Origin of the sequence: Chitinimonas sp. (assembly GCF_036568685.1) — a bacterium.
Lineage (GTDB): Bacteria > Pseudomonadota > Gammaproteobacteria > Burkholderiales > Chitinimonadaceae > Chitinimonas.
This window is the reverse complement of the sequence record NZ_DATCSC010000106.1, coordinates 60741-77864: the sequence shown is the minus strand read 5'-3', so window position 1 is coordinate 77864 and position 17124 is coordinate 60741. Positions and strand designations below refer to the sequence as shown.

Sequence of the window (17124 nt, the reverse complement as noted above, 5' to 3'; positions counted from 1 at the left end):
TAGCAGACTATGACAGCGCATATTGGCGGGCAGTGCTTTTGCGGTATGGTGAAGTACACCGTTGCCGCCGAGCCCCTCTGGTGTGCGCACTGTCACTGCAATATGTGTCGGCAAGCGCATGGCGCGGCCTTTGTGACCTGGTTCGGTGTGCCCTTGGCGGCGTTCCGAATTAGCGAAGGCGAGGCCTTGCTGCGCTGGTACCAGTCCTCGGCCGAGGCCAAGCGTGGCTTCTGCAGCCACTGCGGTACCACCCTGTTCTTCCACGGCCAGCGTTGGGCCGACGAGATGCATATCACCCGCGCCTCGCTGGTCAGCGGCGAGGTCATGCCGCCTGGCGCACATGTTTACTACGACAGCCATGTCGATTGGGCGCAATGTGGCGACACCTTGCCGCGCCTGGCCGGCGATGGTAGCTCCCTCAGTTGATCTGTAAGCCGCTATGACCACCATCAATCCTTCCTGGTACGCCAGCCGTGGCACGGCTGTGCCTGCTCGCTCCGCTTTGGCGGGCGAGCAGACTGTCGATGTTGCCGTGCTTGGCGGTGGCCTGACTGGCCTTAGCTGCGCCCTGGAGTTGGCCGAGCGAGGTCGATCGGCCGTGCTGCTCGAGGCTGGGCGTATCGGCTCTCAGGCTTCCGGTCGTAATGGCGGGCAGGCTCTGCAAGGCTTGGCCGCGAGCATGGCGGTGGTGGAGCGTTTGGTGGGCTTCGAGGCTGCGCAGGCAATCTGGACCATGTCGCGCGAGGCGCTGGCATTGCTCAAGCAGCGCATCCAGCAGCACGGGATTGCTTGCGACCTGGTTGAGCGGGGTTATGTCTATGCCGCCACACACGCAGGCCAATTGCAAGGGCTGGCGAGCTGGCGCGATGAGGCCGCTGCGCGCTATGGCTATCCGGATCTGGTGCTGCTTGAGCGTGATGCGATGGCTGACTATGTCCGGAGCCCGGCCTATGTCGGTGGTCTGCTGGATCCGGCCGAGGTCCATCTCGATCCGCTGGCTTACACACTCGGCATTGCTGCCGCGGCGGAGGCGGCTGGCGCGGTGCTCCATGAGCAGTCCCGCGCTATCGAACTCAAGGCAATCGATGGCGGTTGGCTGGTACGGACCGAGGCCGGCAGCGTTCGCTGCCGTCAGGTGGTGCTGGGGCTCAATGCCGGTGTGGGCACCTTGGTGCCGGCCTTGGCCCGCCACTTTCTGCCGGTTGAGAGCTTCATCGTCACCACTGCGCCCTTGGGTGCGGAGCTGGCCCGAAGCTTGATTCCTGGCGATGTGGCGGTGGCCGACTGCAAGCATGTGCTGAACTACTTCCGGCTTAGCCGCGACCACCGCCTCTTGTTCGGAGGTCGTGCCAGCGGCATGGCTGCCAGCCGCAGAGAGGACACTCAGGCGCGCATGCTGGCCGTGTTCCCACAGCTTGGTGAAGTCGAGATCGAGCACGCCTGGGGCGGCTTGGTGGATGTGACCCCCCATAAACTGCCACATTTTGGCGAGCTGGCACCGGGTTGCTATTTTGCCCAGGGTTACTCGGGCCATGGCCTGGCCTTGACCGGCATGGCCGGCCGCCTGATGGCCGAGGCCATCACCGGCCAGACAGCACGTTGGGCGAACTTTGCCAACCTGCCACAGTACACGTTGCCCACCGCCCTGCCCGGCTTTGCGCGGGCCTTGGTGGCGCTGGGCATGAGCTGGTACCAGCTGCGCGATTGGGCCGAGGCGTGCTGGTACCGTGATTGAACACCGCGAAAAAATGATTGACCGCGACAGCGCCGTCACGGTACGGTAAAGGCATGACTCTCCGTCAGCAGACCCTATCGCTACTACTACCCCTAGCCCGCTCTTCGGGCCTGGGTCTGCTACTGCGCGCCTCGCGCATCTGATTTTCCCCTAGTACACCCCAGTTCCGAAGTGCATCGCTGACCCCGCGAGGGTTCCGTGCGTTCACCCATATCCGTCTCAGGAGCATCGACATGCAAAACCTAACCCTAGCCTCGCTACGACTGCGCAACGGTTGCCCGGCCTCGAACTCGCGACAGCCTGGCAGCCATCTGCACGCCTACCCGCAGATCGTCGCGCCCATTGTCCGAACACATCGATCACGAGGCTCATCATGTTGAAGCAGCCACAAAGCAAATACCGTCCCTTTCCCGTCCTCTCCCTGCCTGACCGGCAGTGGCCCAACCGGGTGATCACCCAGGCGCCCGTCTGGATGAGCACCGATCTGCGCGATGGCAACCAGGCCTTGTTCGAGCCTATGAATGCCGAGCGCAAGTTGCGTATGTTCGAGACCCTGGTGCAGATAGGCTGCAAGGAGATCGAAGTTGCCTTCCCTTCCGCCTCCCAGACCGATTTCGACTTTGTACGCCAGTTGATCGAAGAGGATCGCATCCCGGCAGACGTGACCATCGAGGTTCTCACGCAGGCCCGAGAACACCTGATCCGTCGTACCGTGGAATCGCTGATCGGCGCGCGCCGCGCCATTGTCCACGTCTACAACGCTACCGCACGCCCCTGGCGCGAGCAGGTATTTGGCATGTCGCGCGACGAAGTGCGGCAGATGGCGGTCGAGGCCGTGACGTTGATCAAGCAGCTGGTGAGCCAGCATCCAGAAACTGAGTGGGTGCTGCAATACAGCCCTGAGACCTTCAGCACCACCGAGCCGGATTTCGCCCTGGACGTCTGCAACGCGGTCATCGCCGCCTGGGGGCCGACACCCGACGCCAAGCTGATCATCAACCTGCCGGCGACCATCGAGGCGGCCACCCCCAACGTCTATGCCGACCAGGTGGAGTGGATGCACCGCCATCTCGACCGCCGTGACAGCGTGGTGCTCAGCGTTCACCCGCACAATGACCGGGGTACCGCGGTAGCTGCGGCGGAGCTGGCGGTCATGGCGGGTGCTGACCGGGTCGAGGGCTGCTTGTTCGGCAATGGCGAGCGCACCGGCAACGTGGACCTCGTCACCCTGGCGCTCAATCTCTACACCCAGGGCGTGGCGCCTGGGCTCGACTTCTCCGACATCAACGCGGTGGCGCGTACCGTTGAGGATTGCACCCAGCTGCCTATCCATCCGCGCCACCCCTATGTCGGTGATCTGGTGTTCACGGCCTTTTCCGGTTCGCACCAGGATGCGATCAAGAAGGGCTTTGCCGCGCGCAAGGATGGCGATATCTGGGAAGTGCCCTATCTGCCTATCGATCCGGCCGACCTGGGTCGCAGCTATGAATCGGTGATCCGCGTGAATAGCCAGTCCGGCAAGGGGGGCATCGCCTACCTCTTGGAGACCGGTTACGGCCTGGTGATGCCGCGCCGCTTGCAGGTGGAGTTCAGTGGTGTGGTGCAGAACCATACCGACAGCACCGGTGGCGAAGTGAATGCAGACGAACTGTGGCGCTTGTTCACCCAGGAGTATCTGGATGCCCGCCAGCCTATCCGCCTGCATGGCCACCATCTGCATGAAGAGGGCAACGCCCAGGGCATCAGCCTGGTGGTGGAGATCGACGGTCGTTCCTGCAACCTCAAGGGCAGTGGCAATGGCCCGATCGCAGCCGCGGTCGATGCTCTGGGTCAGCCTATCCGGGTGCTTTCCTACGAGGAGCGCTCGCTGGGCCACGGTGCCGATGCCCGAGCCGTTGCCTTTGTTGAGGTCGCCATGGAGGGCGTGGAGGGCAGCATCTTCGGGGTTGGCCTACACAGCAATATCGTAACCGCATCCATTTTGGCGCTGATCAGCGCCAGCAACCGCGCTTTGGCCCGCAAACCCGCGGCCGTGGCGCAAGGGACAGCGACGGCATGACCGTTCCGGCCTGATCGGCTGTGCTGATGCTCTGATGAAGGCCGGTTTGCCAGAAGCGAACCGGCCTCTTGTTTTTGCGGGGTGGCTACGATCACTGCCGATGCGTCTATGCACCCCGGGAATAAGCACTGCGCCAGCACTTACTTGGTCTAGCCGCCCTGCCCGGCTAGAATCGGTCACTTCCCCGCAATATCCAACACCCAGGCACCCTTATGATCACTCCACAGGCCGCGCTTAACCGGCTGATCGACGGCAACGAACTGTTTTACGATGAGATGCTGTCGATCATGCGCCAGATCATGGCGGGCGAGGTGACTCCGGTGCAGACCGCGGCCATCCTGATCGGCCTGCGGGTCAAGGTCGAGACAGTGTCGGAAATCGCAGCCGCAGCCACGGTGATGCGCGAGCTGGCCAGCCAGGTGGTGGTACAGGACCGGCAGCATCTTATCGATACCTGCGGTACCGGTGGCGACGGCGCGCATACCTTCAATATCAGTACCACGGCGGCCTTCGTTACGGCGGCGGCGGGTGCCAAGGTGGCCAAGCATGGCAACCGTGGCGTGTCTTCCTCCAGCGGTTCGGCCGACGTGCTGGAGACCCTGGGGGTGAATCTGGCCGTCAGCCCTGCCCAGGTAGGTGCGTGCATAGATCAGATCGGCCTGGGCTTTATGTTCGCGCCCAACCACCATGGCGCCATGAAGAATGTGGTCCCCATCCGGCGGGAGCTTGGGGTGCGCACCATCTTCAATATCCTCGGCCCGCTGACCAACCCGGCAGGTGCCGAAAACCAGCTGATGGGCGTGTTCCACCCCGATCTGGTCGGCATCCAGGCGCGGGTGCTCAAGGAGCTGGGCAGCCGCCATGTGATGATCGTGCACGGCCGCGACGGGCTGGACGAGATCAGCCTGCTCGATACCACCCTTGTGGCCGAGCTGGTCGATGGTGAGGTGCGAGAGTATGTGCTGGACCCGCGCGAATACGGTTTCGCCTTTTGCGAGCCCGCCGCCCTCAAGGCCAGCAACCCGGCAGAATCCGCCGCCAAGGTGCGGGCGGTGCTGGCCAACGAAGCCGGCCCATGCCTCGATATTGTGGTGCTGAATGCCGGTGCGGCGCTCTACACCGCCGGCGTGGCTGCCAGCCTGGCCGATGGCTTTGCCGTTGCCCGCGCTGCGATTGCCAGCGGCACTGCCCGCGCCAAGCTCGATGCCCTGGTGGCCCTGACCCAATCTTTCAAAGCCTGAGCAACATGTCCGATATCCTGCAGAAAATCCTGGCCACCAAGCATGAAGAAGTGGCTGCGGCTCGCCAGCGCGTGCCACTGACTACCCTCCGCAACGAGGCCGAGCGACTGGGGGGGCAGCGTGATTTCGTGTCTGCCCTGCGTAGCAAATACGCCGATGGCCACGCCGCAGTGATTGCCGAGATCAAGAAGGCCAGCCCCTCAAAGGGCGTAATCCGACCTGACTTCCAGCCGGCTGCCATCGCCGAGGACTACGCACGGCACGGTGCGGCCTGTCTGTCGGTGCTGACCGATGAGCAGTATTTCCAGGGGCACACCGACTACCTCAAGGCGGCGCGTGCTGCCTGCTCGTTGCCGGTACTGCGCAAGGATTTTATCGTCGATGCCTATCAGGTCTATGAGGCTCGGGCCATGGGCGCCGATTGCGTACTGCTGATCGTGGCGGCGCTCGAGACCGCCCATATGCGTGAACTGGAGGCCTTGGCGCTCGAATTGGGCATGGCCGTGCTGGTCGAATCGCACGATGGTCGTGAGCTTGACGCAGCGCTGACCCTGAAGACCCCGCTGATCGGTATCAACAACCGCGATCTGCGTAGCTTTGAGGTCAGCCTGCAGACCACGCTCAAGCTGTTGGACCAGATTCCCTCGGATCGTATTGTGATTACCGAGTCCGGCATCCTCGCGCCCAAGGATGTGGAATTGATGCTGGAGCACGAGGTCTATGCCTTCCTTGTTGGCGAGGCCTTTATGCGCCAGCCCTCTCCCGGTAAGGCCCTGGCCGAACTATTTGGCTGAACCTGCTCGTCGGCGGCATCTCCATCCCAACAACGGGGCGCTTGGCGCCCCGTTTTTCGTTCAGTAGCAAAATTTCATGTTGCGCTGCCGCAATTGTTCCAAGTTGTAACAGCTATGTCATCGCTGCTCCGTATAAAAGCGCCCGTCGGCTCGGCAAACACCGTGGCCCACGCAATAACTTCCCAACAAACCGGAGTAGATCCATGAAAAAGCAACTGCTCGCCATCGCCGTCCTGGGCGCCCTGGCTGCCCCCGCATTCGCTGCCGACAGTACCGTGACCCTGTACGGCAAACTGAATATGGGCTTTGAGTCGTTCGACAACGGCGTACTCAAGACCACCCGCGTGCAGGACAACACCTCCTACTTCGGCTTCAAGGGCGAAGAAGACCTGGGCGACGGCCTGAAGGCCTGGTTCCAGATCGAAAACAAGATCGGCACCGATGACTCCAATGCTGGCGCTTTTGCCAGCCGCAACAGCGCCGTGGGCCTGAAGGGCGACTTCGGTACCGTGCTGCTGGGTCGTTGGGATACCCCGTTCAAGGTGATCAAGAAGAATCTGGACATCATGGACGGCCCGGCCGAGCAGATGGAAGCCCTGATGCACCAGGACCAGAGCAGCAAGCTGAGCTACCACACCCGTCAGGACAACGTAGTGCAGTACTGGTCGCCAAACTTCTCCGGCTTCCAGGCCCGCATCTCGTACTCGCCGGATGAAGTCAAGACCGACGCCGTGCCGGGCAAGGCCAGCGCGAAGAACAACAACCGTATCTCGGTGTCGGGCGACTACACCCTGGGCGGCCTGAATATCGGCGCTGCCTACGAAACCCGTAAGGACGACAACGCCGTTACCGCCAACGGCGTGACCAACTACTACGATTCCAACGCCTGGCGCGTGACCGGTAGCTACTCCTTCGACGACACCACCGTGGGCCTGGGTTACGTCAAGCTGGAGCGTGACAACGCTGCCGGTACCCCCAAGCTGTCACGTCCGGCCTGGACTGCTACCGTGCAGCAGAAGTTCGGCAACGCCAAGGTCATGCTGGCGTACGCCGATGCCAAGGAGGATCTGGACAACGCCCAGAACGGCGCCAAGATGTGGTCGCTGGAAGGCGAATATGCCCTGTCCAAGCGTAGTGCTGTGTATGGCTACTACTCGGCAATCAACAACCAGGCCAAGGGCAACTACGGCTTCAAGAACCAGAACAGCGCCACCGGCTCCGCCCCTGCTGCTGCCGGCATGGACGTGAAGATCATCGGTGTTGGCGTTCGCCACTCCTTCTAAGCGGGTCGCTTGATTCAATTCAAGCGAGCGCTTAATTAGAAACGGGTGCCTTTAGGCACCCGTTTTTTATTACATTTCTATTAATGTGTTGCGTAAAGACCAGCGATTGACCGCCAATTACGGTAAATCCGGGCTTTCCCGATTGCAGAAACAAAACACCCACGCGCAAAATTCGCCTCAGCCTGAGTCCCGGACAGGCTCCCTACGACTCAAACAACGGAGAATTCTCTATGCGCAAGTCTCTGCTTGCCTCCCTGGTACTGGGTGCAATCGCTGCGCCGGCCTTCGCTGACGGCACCGTCACCCTGTACGGCATCGTCAACGTTCCGTTCGAAGTTGCCAAGACCGCCAATGGCACCCAATCCGGCGTTGGTGGCCTGGGCAACCCCGCTCAGTCCCCCACCGGTATCAACACCCCGACCCGCATCGGCTTCAAGGGTGATGAGAACCTGGGCGACGGCATGAAGGCCTGGTGGCAAATTGAAACCGGCATCAACCTGGACGACACCACCTACACCTCCGGCAACGGTTTCGCTAACCGCGAAGGCTGGGTTGGTCTGCAAGGTGACTTCGGTAAGTTCGGTCTGGGTCGCGGTAAGACCCCGTACACCAACGTAGCCGACATCTTCGACAGCTCGGTTGACGGTGGCCGCGATCTGGCTATCTACAAGCAAGCCAACCTGGGCACCGTGACCAGCAACCGCTTCGACAACGCCATCCGTTACGACTTCCCGACCGCTGGTGGCTTCACCGGCGCCGTGATGTACGGTTCGGGCGAGAACAAGACCGCCGACGTCAGCGCTACCAAGAACTTCTCGGCCAACGTTCGCTACGCCAACGGTCCGTTCACCGTTGCCGCTGCTTTCAACAGCCAGAAGAACCTGGTTGGCGGCGATGTGAAGGTGCCGATTCCGGCCGGCGCTCCGGTCTACGGTACCAAGAACGATGCCTTCCTGCTGGCCGGTACCGTTGCAATCGACGCCTGGAAGCTGGGCCTGGGCTACCAACACGCCAAGGTTGACACCAACACCACCAAGCGCAAGGCTGATGCCTGGGTTGGTACTGTTGCCTACACCATCGATGCTTTGACCCTGAAGGCTGGTCTTATCGACAACCTGAAGATCAAGAGCAACGGCACCGATCTGGATGACACCAACTACATCCGTTGGAACCTGGGTGCCAAGTACGCTCTGTCCAAGCGCACCGCTGTGTACACCGAGTACACCGCTGACGACTACAAGAAGGGCGTAGACGGCAAGGACAAGACCGACCTGAACGTGTTCAGCATTGGTCTGATCCACTCGTTCTAAGTCAGTCTGTAGTCTGCAGTATCGAAACGGGCATGCTTGCATGCCCGTTTTTCTTTTTTGCTCGTATGGCGCCGGCCCGCTTGGCTGGCTGCGGCTGGCACCGGCTTCCGGTATGCTCAACCACCTCTAAAGAGACGGATAGATGATGCGCCGCCTGCTCCCCGCTACCTTGCTGCTCGGCCTCTTGGCCGGGTGTGCGACCACCCCCTCTTCCATCGTTACCGCCGGCAAGGCGGATTGCCAGTGTGGAGAGACTGCTGCCAAGCCGCAGCCGGTCACGGCACGCTACCAGTCCAGCAGCTGGGATGCCCTGCCCGGCTGGCCCGGGGAGGGCTTGCAGGCCAGCTGGCAGGCTTGGCTCAATAGCTGCAAGCGCTTGGCAGCCCGACCGGGCTGGAAGGAGTTATGCGCCGAGAACAAGTCAGTGCCCGCAGGTGATGATGGGGCTATCAAGGTCTTCTTCGAACGACGCTTCCAACCCTGGCGTATCGAAGCCAGCGACGGTGCGCAATCCGGCCTGATCACCGGCTATTACGAGCCGCTGCTCAATGGCAGCCGCGAACCCAAGCCCGGAAGCGCACCCATCTACGGCGTACCCGATGACCTCCTGACCATCGACCTGGGCGACCTCTACCCGGAGCTCAAGAACCTGCGGCTGCGTGGCCGCCTCGATGGGCGCAAGGTGGTCCCCTACTGGAATCGTGCCGACATCGAGGCCGGCAAGGCGCCTACGCCTGGCTTGGCGCTGGCCTGGGCGGACGACGCGGTGGAAGCTTTCTTCCTGCAGGTGCAAGGCTCCGGCCGTATCAAGCTGGAGGATGGCAGCCTCTTGCGGGTGGGCTATGCCGACCAGAATGGCCAGCCTTACAAGTCGATAGGCAAATGGCTGATCGACCAGGGCGAGCTCAAGTCGAGCGAGGCCTCCATGCAAGGCATCCAGGCCTGGGCCCGGGCCAATCCGGGCAAACTCAAGCAGATGCTGGACAGCAATCCGAGCTATGTCTTCTTTAGGGTGCTGCAGAACGCCGATGGCGGCCCGATCGGCGCGTTGAACGTGCCGCTGACCGATGCGGCCAGTGTGGCCATCGACCCGCGCTTTGTACCGCTGGGCAGCCCGCTCTACCTGGCGACCACCTGGCCGAACGACAGCAAGCCACTCAATCGGCTGGTGCAGGCCCAGGATACGGGTGGGGCGATACGGGGTCCGATCCGGGCGGACTTCTTCTGGGGCTTTGGGGCCGAGGCCGGCGCCCAGGCTGGCCGCATGAAGCAGCAGGGCCAGATCTGGCTACTGTGGCCCAAGGGACTGCCGTTGCCCAATGAGAAGAATGGCTAAGCGCCATTGACCGAAGTGCCGGCTGTGGTCGGCAGGTGTACCATCGCCGCCATGCAAAACGATTGGGACATCTTCTGTGCCGTTATCGACAACTATGGCGATATCGGCGTGTGCTGGCGCTTGGCCCGGCAGATCGCCGTTGAGCGTGGCGAGGCGGTAAGGCTCTGGGTGGACGATCTTCAGGCCTTTGCTGTGCTCTGTCCGGAGGTTGACCCGGCATTGGCTGAGCAGCAGGTACAGGGGGTGACGGTATGCCGTTGGGGTGCACCTTTCCCTGCGGTGTCACCGGCGGCAGTGGTCATCGAGGCCTTTGCCTGCAATCCGCCCGAGTCTTTTCTCGCGGCCATGGCCGTGCGGGAGCCCAAGCCGGTCTGGATCAATCTGGAATATCTATCGGCCGAAGACTGGGTTGAGGGCTGCCATGCACTGGGCTCGCGCCATCCTCGGCTGCCTTTGAGCCATCACTTCTTTTTTCCTGGCTTCAATCTGCGCACCGGTGGCTTGTTGCGTGAAGAAGACTTGCTACCAGCACGGTTGGCTTGGCAGGAGGATGGCGCTGCACGTGCTGCACTGCTGGGGTGCCTGGGGGCAAGCGGCGAAGATCTGACGCAGGACTGCGTATCGCTGTTTTGCTATGAGAACCCGGCGTTGGGCAACTTGCTGGATGGCTGGCAGGGTAGCGATCACGGCTTGACGCTGCTGGTGGCGGCTGGCAAGCCGCAACGGCTGGTCGAGGCCTGGCTCGGCACCCCCTTCCCTGCCGGCAGGCGGGTGCGCCGTGGCGGGCTGACTCTGCTGTCCATGCCCTTCCTGTCGCAGGAAGATTACGATCGGCTGCTGTGGAGCTGTGACTTCAACTTTGTGCGCGGTGAAGACAGCCTAGTGCGGGCGCTTTGGGCGGCCCGTCCACTGTGCTGGCATATCTATCCGCAGGAAGAGGCTGCTCATCTCGTCAAGCTGGATGCCTTTCTGGATCGATATGCTCCCCACCAGGCCGATGCGCCGCTGGCCGCCTTCTGGCGGGCCTGGAACGACGGCGACGGGCCACGTTGCAGCCAACTCTGGCGAGCGCTGCGCGTGGCTCGCCGGCACTTCGAGGCACATGCCGTACGAGAGAGCGCAGCCTTGTCGCAACAGCCTGATCTATTGAGCCAATTGAGCGCTTTCGTCGGAGAAAAGCAGCGCGCGAGTACCTAATCGCGCTATGGCTGTGGTAAAACTCCGCACCTCACGGCTATAATGCTTCGTTTTTTCAACCGCTTATCCCCATTTAGCAAGGCAATCGCATGAAAACTGCACAAGAGCTCCGCGCCGGTAACGTCGTGATGATCGACGGCCAACCCATGGTCGTGCTGAAGGCTGAATACAGCAAGTCGGGCCGTAACGCTTCGGTCGTGAAGATGAAGCTGAAGAGCCTGCTGTCCGGCTCCGGTACCGAATCGGTCTACAAGGCCGACGAGAAGTTCGACGTCGTGGTTCTGGAAAAGAAGGAGTGCACCTACTCCTACTTCGCCGACCCGATGTACGTGTTCATGGATACCGAGTTCAACCAGTATGAAGTGGAAGCCGAGAACGTCGGCGACACCGTGAACTTCATCGTTGACGGCATGGAAGACATCTGTGAAGTGGTGTTCTACGACGGCAAGGCCATCTCGGTCGAACTGCCCACCACCATCGTTCGCGAAGTTGAATACACCGAACCTGCCGTTCGTGGCGACACCTCGGGCAAGGTAATGAAGCCTGCCAAGCTCAAGGGCACCACCTTCGAGCTGCCGGTGGCTGCCTTCATCGAAATCGGTGACAAGATCGAAATCGATACCCGCACCAACGAGTTCAAGAAGCGCGCCTGATCGCAGCTTTGCTCGTCAAAAAGGCAGCCATCCAGGCTGCCTTTTTTATTGCCTGGGCCTTGCTCGACAAGGTGCTATTTACAGCCCGGAAACTTGTGCTATAGTCCGGCCATTCTTACTGGTGAACGAACGTTCTCTACGCATCTTCAAGGGAAAACCATGGACGACAACAAGAGCAGGGCCCTCTCCGCAGCACTGGCACAGATCGAGAAGCAGTTCGGCAAGGGCTCGATCATGAAGATGGGCGAAGCCCAGATCGAGAATGATCTGCAGGTTGTCTCCACCGGCTCGCTGGGCCTGGACCTGGCTCTCGGCGTTGGTGGCCTGCCACGCGGCCGCGTGGTCGAGATCTACGGCCCGGAATCCTCGGGTAAGACCACCCTGTGTCTGCAGGTGGTTGCCGAGATCCAGAAGCTGGGTGGCGTGGCGGCCTATATCGATGCCGAAAACGCGCTGGACCCGGTCTACGCCAGCAAGCTGGGCGTCAATGTCTCCGACATGCTGATCTCCCAGCCCGACACTGGCGAGCAGGCGCTGGAAATCGCCGACATGCTGGTTCGCTCCGGTGGCGTGGACATCATCGTGGTCGACTCGGTGGCTGCCCTGGTACCCAAGGCTGAAATCGAAGGCGAAATGGGCGACAGCCACGTCGGCCTGCAAGCCCGCTTGATGTCGCAAGCGCTGCGCAAGCTGACCGGCAACATCAAGCGCACCAATACCCTGGTGATCTTCATCAACCAGATCCGTATGAAGATCGGCGTCATGTTCGGCAGCCCTGAAACCACCACCGGTGGTAACGCGCTGAAGTTCTACGCTTCGGTCCGTCTCGACATCCGCCGTACTGGCGCGATCAAGAAGGGTGAAGAAGTCGTCGGTAACGAAACACGCGTCAAGGTGGTGAAGAACAAGGTATCTCCCCCCTTCCGCGAGGCCAATTTCGACATTCTCTACGGCCAAGGCATCAGCCGCGAAGGCGAAGTGATCGAGATGGGCGTGCTGCACAAGATCATCGACAAGTCCGGTGCCTGGTATGCCTATCAGGGTAACAAGATTGGCCAGGGCAAGGACAATGCCCGTGAATACCTGAAGGATAACCCGGCCATCGCCCGCGAGATCGAAGGCAAGATCCGTGAGATCGTTGGCGTGGCCATGCCGCTGCCGGCCGACCAGCAGGAAGAGGACGAGGCCGATCTCGATTTGGCCTGATCGTAGCCTTCCAGTAATAAAAAACCCGCCAATCGGCGGGTTTTTTATTACCCTGCCCTCCCCGGCAGTTGGCTGCCGGGAGGCGGGACGACGTTAGATCAGGTTCTGCTCGGCAACCCCGACATTGAGGTCCAGCACCCGGCTGCCACTGTCGCTGTCCTTGGAGAGCGGACTGGCACGGCGGTTTTCCATCTCGCTGAGGTAGGCCTCGTCCACGTCGCCGGTGATGTACTCGCCCGAGAAGCAGGAGGTCTCGAACACGGTGATCTGGCCGTTGCTGGCGCCGGAAACCGCGTCGACCAGGGCGTCGATGTCCTGGTAGAACACAGCGTCGGCCGAGATTTCCTCGGCGATCTGAGCGTCGTTGCGGCCAGTGGCGATCAGTTCGGCTCGGGTAGGCATATCAATGCCGTAGACGTGCGGGAAACGCACCGGCGGTGCCGCAGAGGCGAAGTAGACCTTGTTGGCGCCGGCCTCGCGGGCCATCTGCACGATCTCCTTGGAGGTCGTACCGCGCACGATGGAGTCATCCACCAGCAGGACATTGCGGCCCTTGAACTCGATGCCGATGGCGTTGAGCTTCTGGCGTACCGACTTCTTGCGGGTAGCCTGACCGGGCATGATGAAGGTACGGCCGATATAGCGGTTCTTCTGGAAGCCTTCACGGTACGGCAGGCCCAGGTGGTTGGCCAGCTGCAGCGCACTGGCGCGGCTGGTATCCGGGATCGGGATCACCACGTCGATGTCCATCTCCGGCAGCTCGCGGCGGATCTTCTCGGCCAGGTTGTCGCCCATGTTCAAGCGAGCTTGGTAGACCGAGATGCCATCCATGACCGAATCGGGACGGGCGAAGTAGACGTGCTCGAAGATGCAGGGAACCAGCTTGGCGTTGTCTGCGCACTGGCGGCTGTGCAGCTCACCGTCCATGGTGATGAAGACGGCCTCGCCCGGTGCAATGTCACGCACCAGCTTGAAGCCCATGGTGTCGAGTGCAACCGACTCGCTGGCTACCAGATATTCGGTACCCTCGGCAGCCTGATGCTCGCCGAGCACCAGTGGGCGGATGCCGTTGGGGTCACGGAAGGCGACCAGACCGTAACCGGCAATCAAGGCGACGACGGCATAGGCTCCCTTGACGCGGCGATGCACGGCGGCGATCGCGTCGAAGATGGTATCGGGCTTCAGGGCAAAGCCAACGGCACGCTTCTGCAGCTCGTAGGCAAAGACGTTGAGCAGGGCTTCAGAATCGGAATTGGTATTGATGTGCCGCAGGTCGTTGCGGTACATCGCTTCCTTCAATTCCTTGTGATTGGTCAGGTTGCCGTTGTGCGCCAGCACGATGCCGAAGGGGCTGTTCACGTAGAACGGCTGGGCCTCCGCCAGGCTGGAGGCCGAGCCGGCTGTCGGATAGCGGACATGGCCGATACCGATATTGCCTTGCAGCGAGCGCATATTGCGGGTGCGGAACACGTCCGCCACCAGGCCTGCACCCTTGTGCATATGCATCACCCCGCTCTGCTCTGCGGTCACGATGCCGGCGGCGTCCTGACCGCGATGCTGCAGGACGAGCAGGCCGTCGTAGAGCAATTGGTTAACGGGTGTCTTGGCCACCACTCCGAGAATGCCGCACATATTGCTTCCTTGCTTTACAAACCAGTCCGGCCTGCCAGGCTCGCCTTTTTGGCGCGCCCTGCGGCAAACCCTCAATCAAATTTTATATGCCCAGCCAGTTGCGGGGGCAACCAGGGTTTGAGTGCGACCGCCATCGCTTCGAACGGCGGGCTGAACATCGCGTCGCGCCATACGCTCTGCCGCGGCAGGCTGGTCATGCCGGCAACCAGGACCAGTGCCAGTACGATCAGGACACCACGCGCCAGGCCAAATACCGCACCGATCAAGCGGTCCAGCGGCATCAGGCCGGTTGCCTTTACAAACTGAGCCACCGTGATGCGGACGATGGCGGAAATAAACCAGACGCCGAGCAGGATGCCCAGGAAGCCGGCAATCAAGCGCAGTTCGGCCGTCGGTACGTCAGCGGGCAGCATTGCGCCCAGATCACCGGCGTAGCGCTGGGCAAGCCAGAAGCCCAGGATCCACGCAGCCAGAGACAGAATCTCCGACAAACCACCACGCAACACCGCCAGCAGGACCGACAACCCCACCACGATCAGTACGGCGTAGTCGAAGGCGGTCATTTGCTGACGATACTGCTCGTCACGCCAGCGCTGGCCAGCTTGGCATGCGCCTTCTCGGCAGCTTCCCGGCTAGGGTAGGGACCGGCTCGTAAGCGGGTCAGCACACCCTTGTCGGTCTTGACCGTCTCGGTCTGCGCGCTGACGCCGGCCTGCTTGGCCTTGCCGATCAAACCTTCAGCCTTGTCCTTGTCGGCGAAAGCACCCAGGGCCAGGAAGAAGCGAGTCTGCGCCTTGTCGTCACCGGTCGCGGCAACCTTTTCCTTTTCAGCGGCCGGTTTGGCGGCTGGCTTGGGTTTGGTCTCTGCTTCCATGCCGGCCAGGATACGTGCCGGGTCCCTCTTGACCTCGGCGTGCTTGGCTTCCGGCTTCTTCTCCGGCTCAGGCTTCTTGTCCTGTGCCGGCTTGGTCTCGGGCTTGCTGGCGGGCTTCTCAGCGGGCTTGTCCACTACCGCTAGCTTGGGTTCGGTAGCCGGTTTTGCAAGGGCCGGGGGCGTGACCGGTGGTGCCGTGGCTGCCACTGGCTGGCTTGGTGCCGGCTGCGGAGCGGGCTCAGGAATCGGTACAGCCGGGGCGCTGGGAGCCACCGTGCTGCTCAAGGCTGGCGATGAGCTGACGATGGCAACCGGCTGGGCAACTAGGCTCTGTGGCGGCTTGTCATCCATCACCGTCCACAGTACGACCAGGGCCAAAAGAACAAGGGCGACGGCGCCGACCAGGCGGCGGCGTGCACGTTTCTTGAGGGCGGTAAGTTCTTCGCTGATAGGGGCGTCGGCCATAGTCGGGCTTAGCGCGGCTTCAGTGCGAGCACCTCGGCCACGGTGTAGAACGATCCAAAGGCCGCGATTCTATCATTTTCCCCCGCTGCAAGCCTGGCTGCCGCATAAGCATCTGCAATCGAGTCGTAAGTCTGCACCCTGCCCTTGGCGCCGGACGCCACGATCAGCTCGGCCAACTGGGCTGCCGGGGCTGCCCTGGCGATGGCTGGTGCGGCCACATGCCAGACGTCGATATGCTCTTTGAGCAGGTCGACGACGGCCTTGATGTCCTTGTCCGCCATGATGCCGAAGACTGCCTGGGTGGACTGGAAGAAGCCCTGGTTCATCAGGTTCTGGGCCAGCGCCGCTGCCGCGTGCGGGTTGTGGGCAACGTCGAGCACGATGGAGGGGCGGCCGGGCAGAACCTGGTAGCGTCCGGCCAATTCGACCTCCAAGAGGCCGCGCTTGATGTCGCCTATGCCTACCGGCAGGCGTTGGTGCAGCGCGTCCAGAATGGCCAGCACCAGGCTGGCGTTACCGAGCTGGTAGGCCCCGCGCAACGCCGGGAACGGAAGGCCCGGCTTCTGGCCCTGGCGGCCGCGCCAGCGCCATTGGGTGGTCTCGTTGGTATAGCCGAAGTCCTGGCCGATCAGTTGCAGATCAGCACCGATCTGGCGGGCATGGTCGATCAGGCTTTGTGGCGGCTGCGGGTCGGCGCAGAAGGCCGGCTTGCCGGCGCGGAAGATGCCGGCCTTCTCAAAACCGATTGCCTCGCGGGTATTGCCCAGATAGCTCTGGTGATCCAGATCGACGCTAACCACGGCAGAAACGTCGGGTTCGAAGGCATTGACGGCATCCAGCCGGCCCCCGAGGCCAACCTCCAGAATGGCGACGTCGACGCCCTGGCTCATGAAATGCACCATGGCTGCGAGGGTGCCGAATTCGAAGTAGCTCAGCGATATCTCTCCGCGGGCGGCCTCAATGGCTCGAAAGGCGGTCACGATGGCGGCATCGTCGACCGGCCGCAGGTCGATGGCGATGCGTTCGTTGTAATGCAGCAGGTGCGGGCTGGTGTAGGTGCCGACCTTGAAACCGGCTGCCTTGTAGGCCGCAGACAGCATGGTGCAGGTAGAGCCCTTGCCATTGGTGCCGCCTATGATAATGACCGGAAAGTTGGGGCTGAGCTTGAGCGCGTCACGTACCTGCGAGACCCGGTCAAGACCCATGTCGATCTGTACCGGATGGGCAAGCTCAAGGTGGGTCAGCCAGGCGTCCAGTGTCGGGGCGTCGAAGTGCATGCGGAAAGGGTCTCCAGAAAGGCCACAAGGCCTGACGATGATGCCAGGCCTTGTATGGATGA

Annotated in this window: 15 protein-coding genes; 11 read left to right on the top strand and 4 right to left on the bottom strand. The window is 61.9% G+C overall.

Annotation, left to right across the window (positions count from 1 at the left end; genetic code table 11):
- Window positions 1–9: 9 nt before the first annotated feature.
- The 11 genes from VIM95_RS15205 to recA all read left to right on the top strand — a co-directional run bounded on the left by VIM95_RS15205 (window position 10) and on the right by recA (window position 12814).
- On the top strand, window positions 10–426 hold the full coding sequence (locus VIM95_RS15205) for a GFA family protein (protein ID WP_331987294.1): 417 nt from the start codon (window positions 10–12) through the stop codon (window positions 424–426).
- A 13-nt stretch (window positions 427–439) separates the two neighbouring features.
- The gene (locus tag VIM95_RS15200; RefSeq protein WP_331987292.1) at window positions 440–1735 is read left to right on the top strand and encodes an FAD-binding oxidoreductase; all 1296 of its coding nucleotides are present in this window, start codon (window positions 440–442) and stop codon (window positions 1733–1735) included.
- 373 nt (window positions 1736–2108) lie between these two features.
- A complete protein-coding gene (gene leuA / locus VIM95_RS15195) occupies window positions 2109–3794 on the top strand; it encodes a 2-isopropylmalate synthase (RefSeq protein ID WP_414648534.1) in 1686 nt (561 codons plus the stop codon).
- A gap of 212 nt (window positions 3795–4006) precedes the next feature.
- A complete protein-coding gene (gene trpD, locus VIM95_RS15190) occupies window positions 4007–5035 on the top strand; it encodes an anthranilate phosphoribosyltransferase (protein ID WP_331987290.1) in 1029 nt (342 codons plus the stop codon).
- Window positions 5036–5040: 5 nt separating this feature from the next.
- Window positions 5041–5829: an indole-3-glycerol phosphate synthase TrpC gene (gene trpC / locus VIM95_RS15185; RefSeq protein WP_331987288.1), complete on the top strand. Its 789-nt coding sequence runs from the start codon at window positions 5041–5043 to the stop codon at window positions 5827–5829.
- Between the two features lie 203 nt (window positions 5830–6032).
- Window positions 6033–7112, top strand: a complete 1080-nt coding sequence (locus VIM95_RS15180) for a porin (protein WP_331987286.1) — start codon at window positions 6033–6035, stop codon at window positions 7110–7112.
- A 230-nt stretch (window positions 7113–7342) separates the two neighbouring features.
- Window positions 7343–8422 (top strand): porin, encoded by a 1080-nt coding sequence (locus VIM95_RS15175; RefSeq protein WP_331987284.1) that lies wholly within the window; start codon window positions 7343–7345, stop codon window positions 8420–8422.
- 142 nt (window positions 8423–8564) lie between these two features.
- Complete coding sequence (locus tag VIM95_RS15170; protein WP_331987282.1) at window positions 8565–9758, top strand: murein transglycosylase A; 1194 nt, start codon at window positions 8565–8567, stop codon at window positions 9756–9758.
- Window positions 9759–9809: 51 nt separating this feature from the next.
- The gene (gene earP, locus VIM95_RS15165) at window positions 9810–10955 is read left to right on the top strand and encodes an elongation factor P maturation arginine rhamnosyltransferase EarP (protein WP_331987280.1); all 1146 of its coding nucleotides are present in this window, start codon (window positions 9810–9812) and stop codon (window positions 10953–10955) included.
- A gap of 89 nt (window positions 10956–11044) precedes the next feature.
- Window positions 11045–11608, top strand: coding sequence for an elongation factor P (efp, locus tag VIM95_RS15160; RefSeq protein WP_331987278.1), 564 nt, complete (start codon window positions 11045–11047; stop codon window positions 11606–11608).
- A gap of 159 nt (window positions 11609–11767) precedes the next feature.
- Complete coding sequence (gene recA / locus VIM95_RS15155) at window positions 11768–12814, top strand: recombinase RecA (protein WP_331987276.1); 1047 nt, start codon at window positions 11768–11770, stop codon at window positions 12812–12814.
- Window positions 12815–12907: 93 nt separating this feature from the next.
- On the opposite strand, the gene purF is transcribed toward recA, so the two are convergent.
- The 4 genes from purF to folC form a co-directional block, all read right to left on the bottom strand.
- A complete protein-coding gene (purF, locus tag VIM95_RS15150; protein ID WP_331987274.1) occupies window positions 12908–14446 on the bottom strand; it encodes an amidophosphoribosyltransferase in 1539 nt (512 codons plus the stop codon).
- A gap of 71 nt (window positions 14447–14517) precedes the next feature.
- On the bottom strand, window positions 14518–15009 hold the full coding sequence (locus VIM95_RS15145; RefSeq protein ID WP_331987272.1) for a CvpA family protein: 492 nt from the start codon (window positions 15007–15009) through the stop codon (window positions 14518–14520).
- Window positions 15006–15785: an SPOR domain-containing protein gene (locus tag VIM95_RS15140; RefSeq protein WP_331987270.1), complete on the bottom strand. Its 780-nt coding sequence runs from the start codon at window positions 15783–15785 to the stop codon at window positions 15006–15008. The genes VIM95_RS15145 and VIM95_RS15140 overlap by 4 nt, the downstream gene beginning before the upstream one ends.
- An 8-nt stretch (window positions 15786–15793) precedes the next feature.
- A complete protein-coding gene (gene folC, locus VIM95_RS15135) occupies window positions 15794–17062 on the bottom strand; it encodes a bifunctional tetrahydrofolate synthase/dihydrofolate synthase (RefSeq protein WP_331987268.1) in 1269 nt (422 codons plus the stop codon).
- Between the last annotated feature and the right edge of the window lie 62 nt (window positions 17063–17124).

Bases quoted from the DNA above. Each gene is read 5' to 3' on its own strand.
- purF (WP_331987274.1), bottom strand. From the start codon at position 14,446: ATGTGCGGCATTCTCGGAGTGGTGGCCAAGACACCCGTTAACCAATTG.
- VIM95_RS15170 (WP_331987282.1), top strand. From the start codon at position 8,565: ATGATGCGCCGCCTGCTCCCCGCTACCTTGCTGCTCGGCCTCTTGGCC.
- trpD (WP_331987290.1), top strand. From the start codon at position 4,007: ATGATCACTCCACAGGCCGCGCTTAACCGGCTGATCGACGGCAACGAA.
- trpC (WP_331987288.1), top strand. From the start codon at position 5,041: ATGTCCGATATCCTGCAGAAAATCCTGGCCACCAAGCATGAAGAAGTG.
- VIM95_RS15205 (WP_331987294.1), top strand. From the start codon at position 10: ATGACAGCGCATATTGGCGGGCAGTGCTTTTGCGGTATGGTGAAGTAC.
- earP (WP_331987280.1), top strand. From the start codon at position 9,810: ATGCAAAACGATTGGGACATCTTCTGTGCCGTTATCGACAACTATGGC.
- folC (WP_331987268.1), bottom strand. From the start codon at position 17,062: ATGCACTTCGACGCCCCGACACTGGACGCCTGGCTGACCCACCTTGAG.
- VIM95_RS15175 (WP_331987284.1), top strand. From the start codon at position 7,343: ATGCGCAAGTCTCTGCTTGCCTCCCTGGTACTGGGTGCAATCGCTGCG.
- VIM95_RS15180 (WP_331987286.1), top strand. From the start codon at position 6,033: ATGAAAAAGCAACTGCTCGCCATCGCCGTCCTGGGCGCCCTGGCTGCC.
- VIM95_RS15140 (WP_331987270.1), bottom strand. From the start codon at position 15,785: ATGGCCGACGCCCCTATCAGCGAAGAACTTACCGCCCTCAAGAAACGT.
- VIM95_RS15200 (WP_331987292.1), top strand. From the start codon at position 440: ATGACCACCATCAATCCTTCCTGGTACGCCAGCCGTGGCACGGCTGTG.
- efp (WP_331987278.1), top strand. From the start codon at position 11,045: ATGAAAACTGCACAAGAGCTCCGCGCCGGTAACGTCGTGATGATCGAC.
- leuA (WP_414648534.1), top strand. From the start codon at position 2,109: ATGTTGAAGCAGCCACAAAGCAAATACCGTCCCTTTCCCGTCCTCTCC.
- VIM95_RS15145 (WP_331987272.1), bottom strand. From the start codon at position 15,009: ATGACCGCCTTCGACTACGCCGTACTGATCGTGGTGGGGTTGTCGGTC.
- recA (WP_331987276.1), top strand. From the start codon at position 11,768: ATGGACGACAACAAGAGCAGGGCCCTCTCCGCAGCACTGGCACAGATC.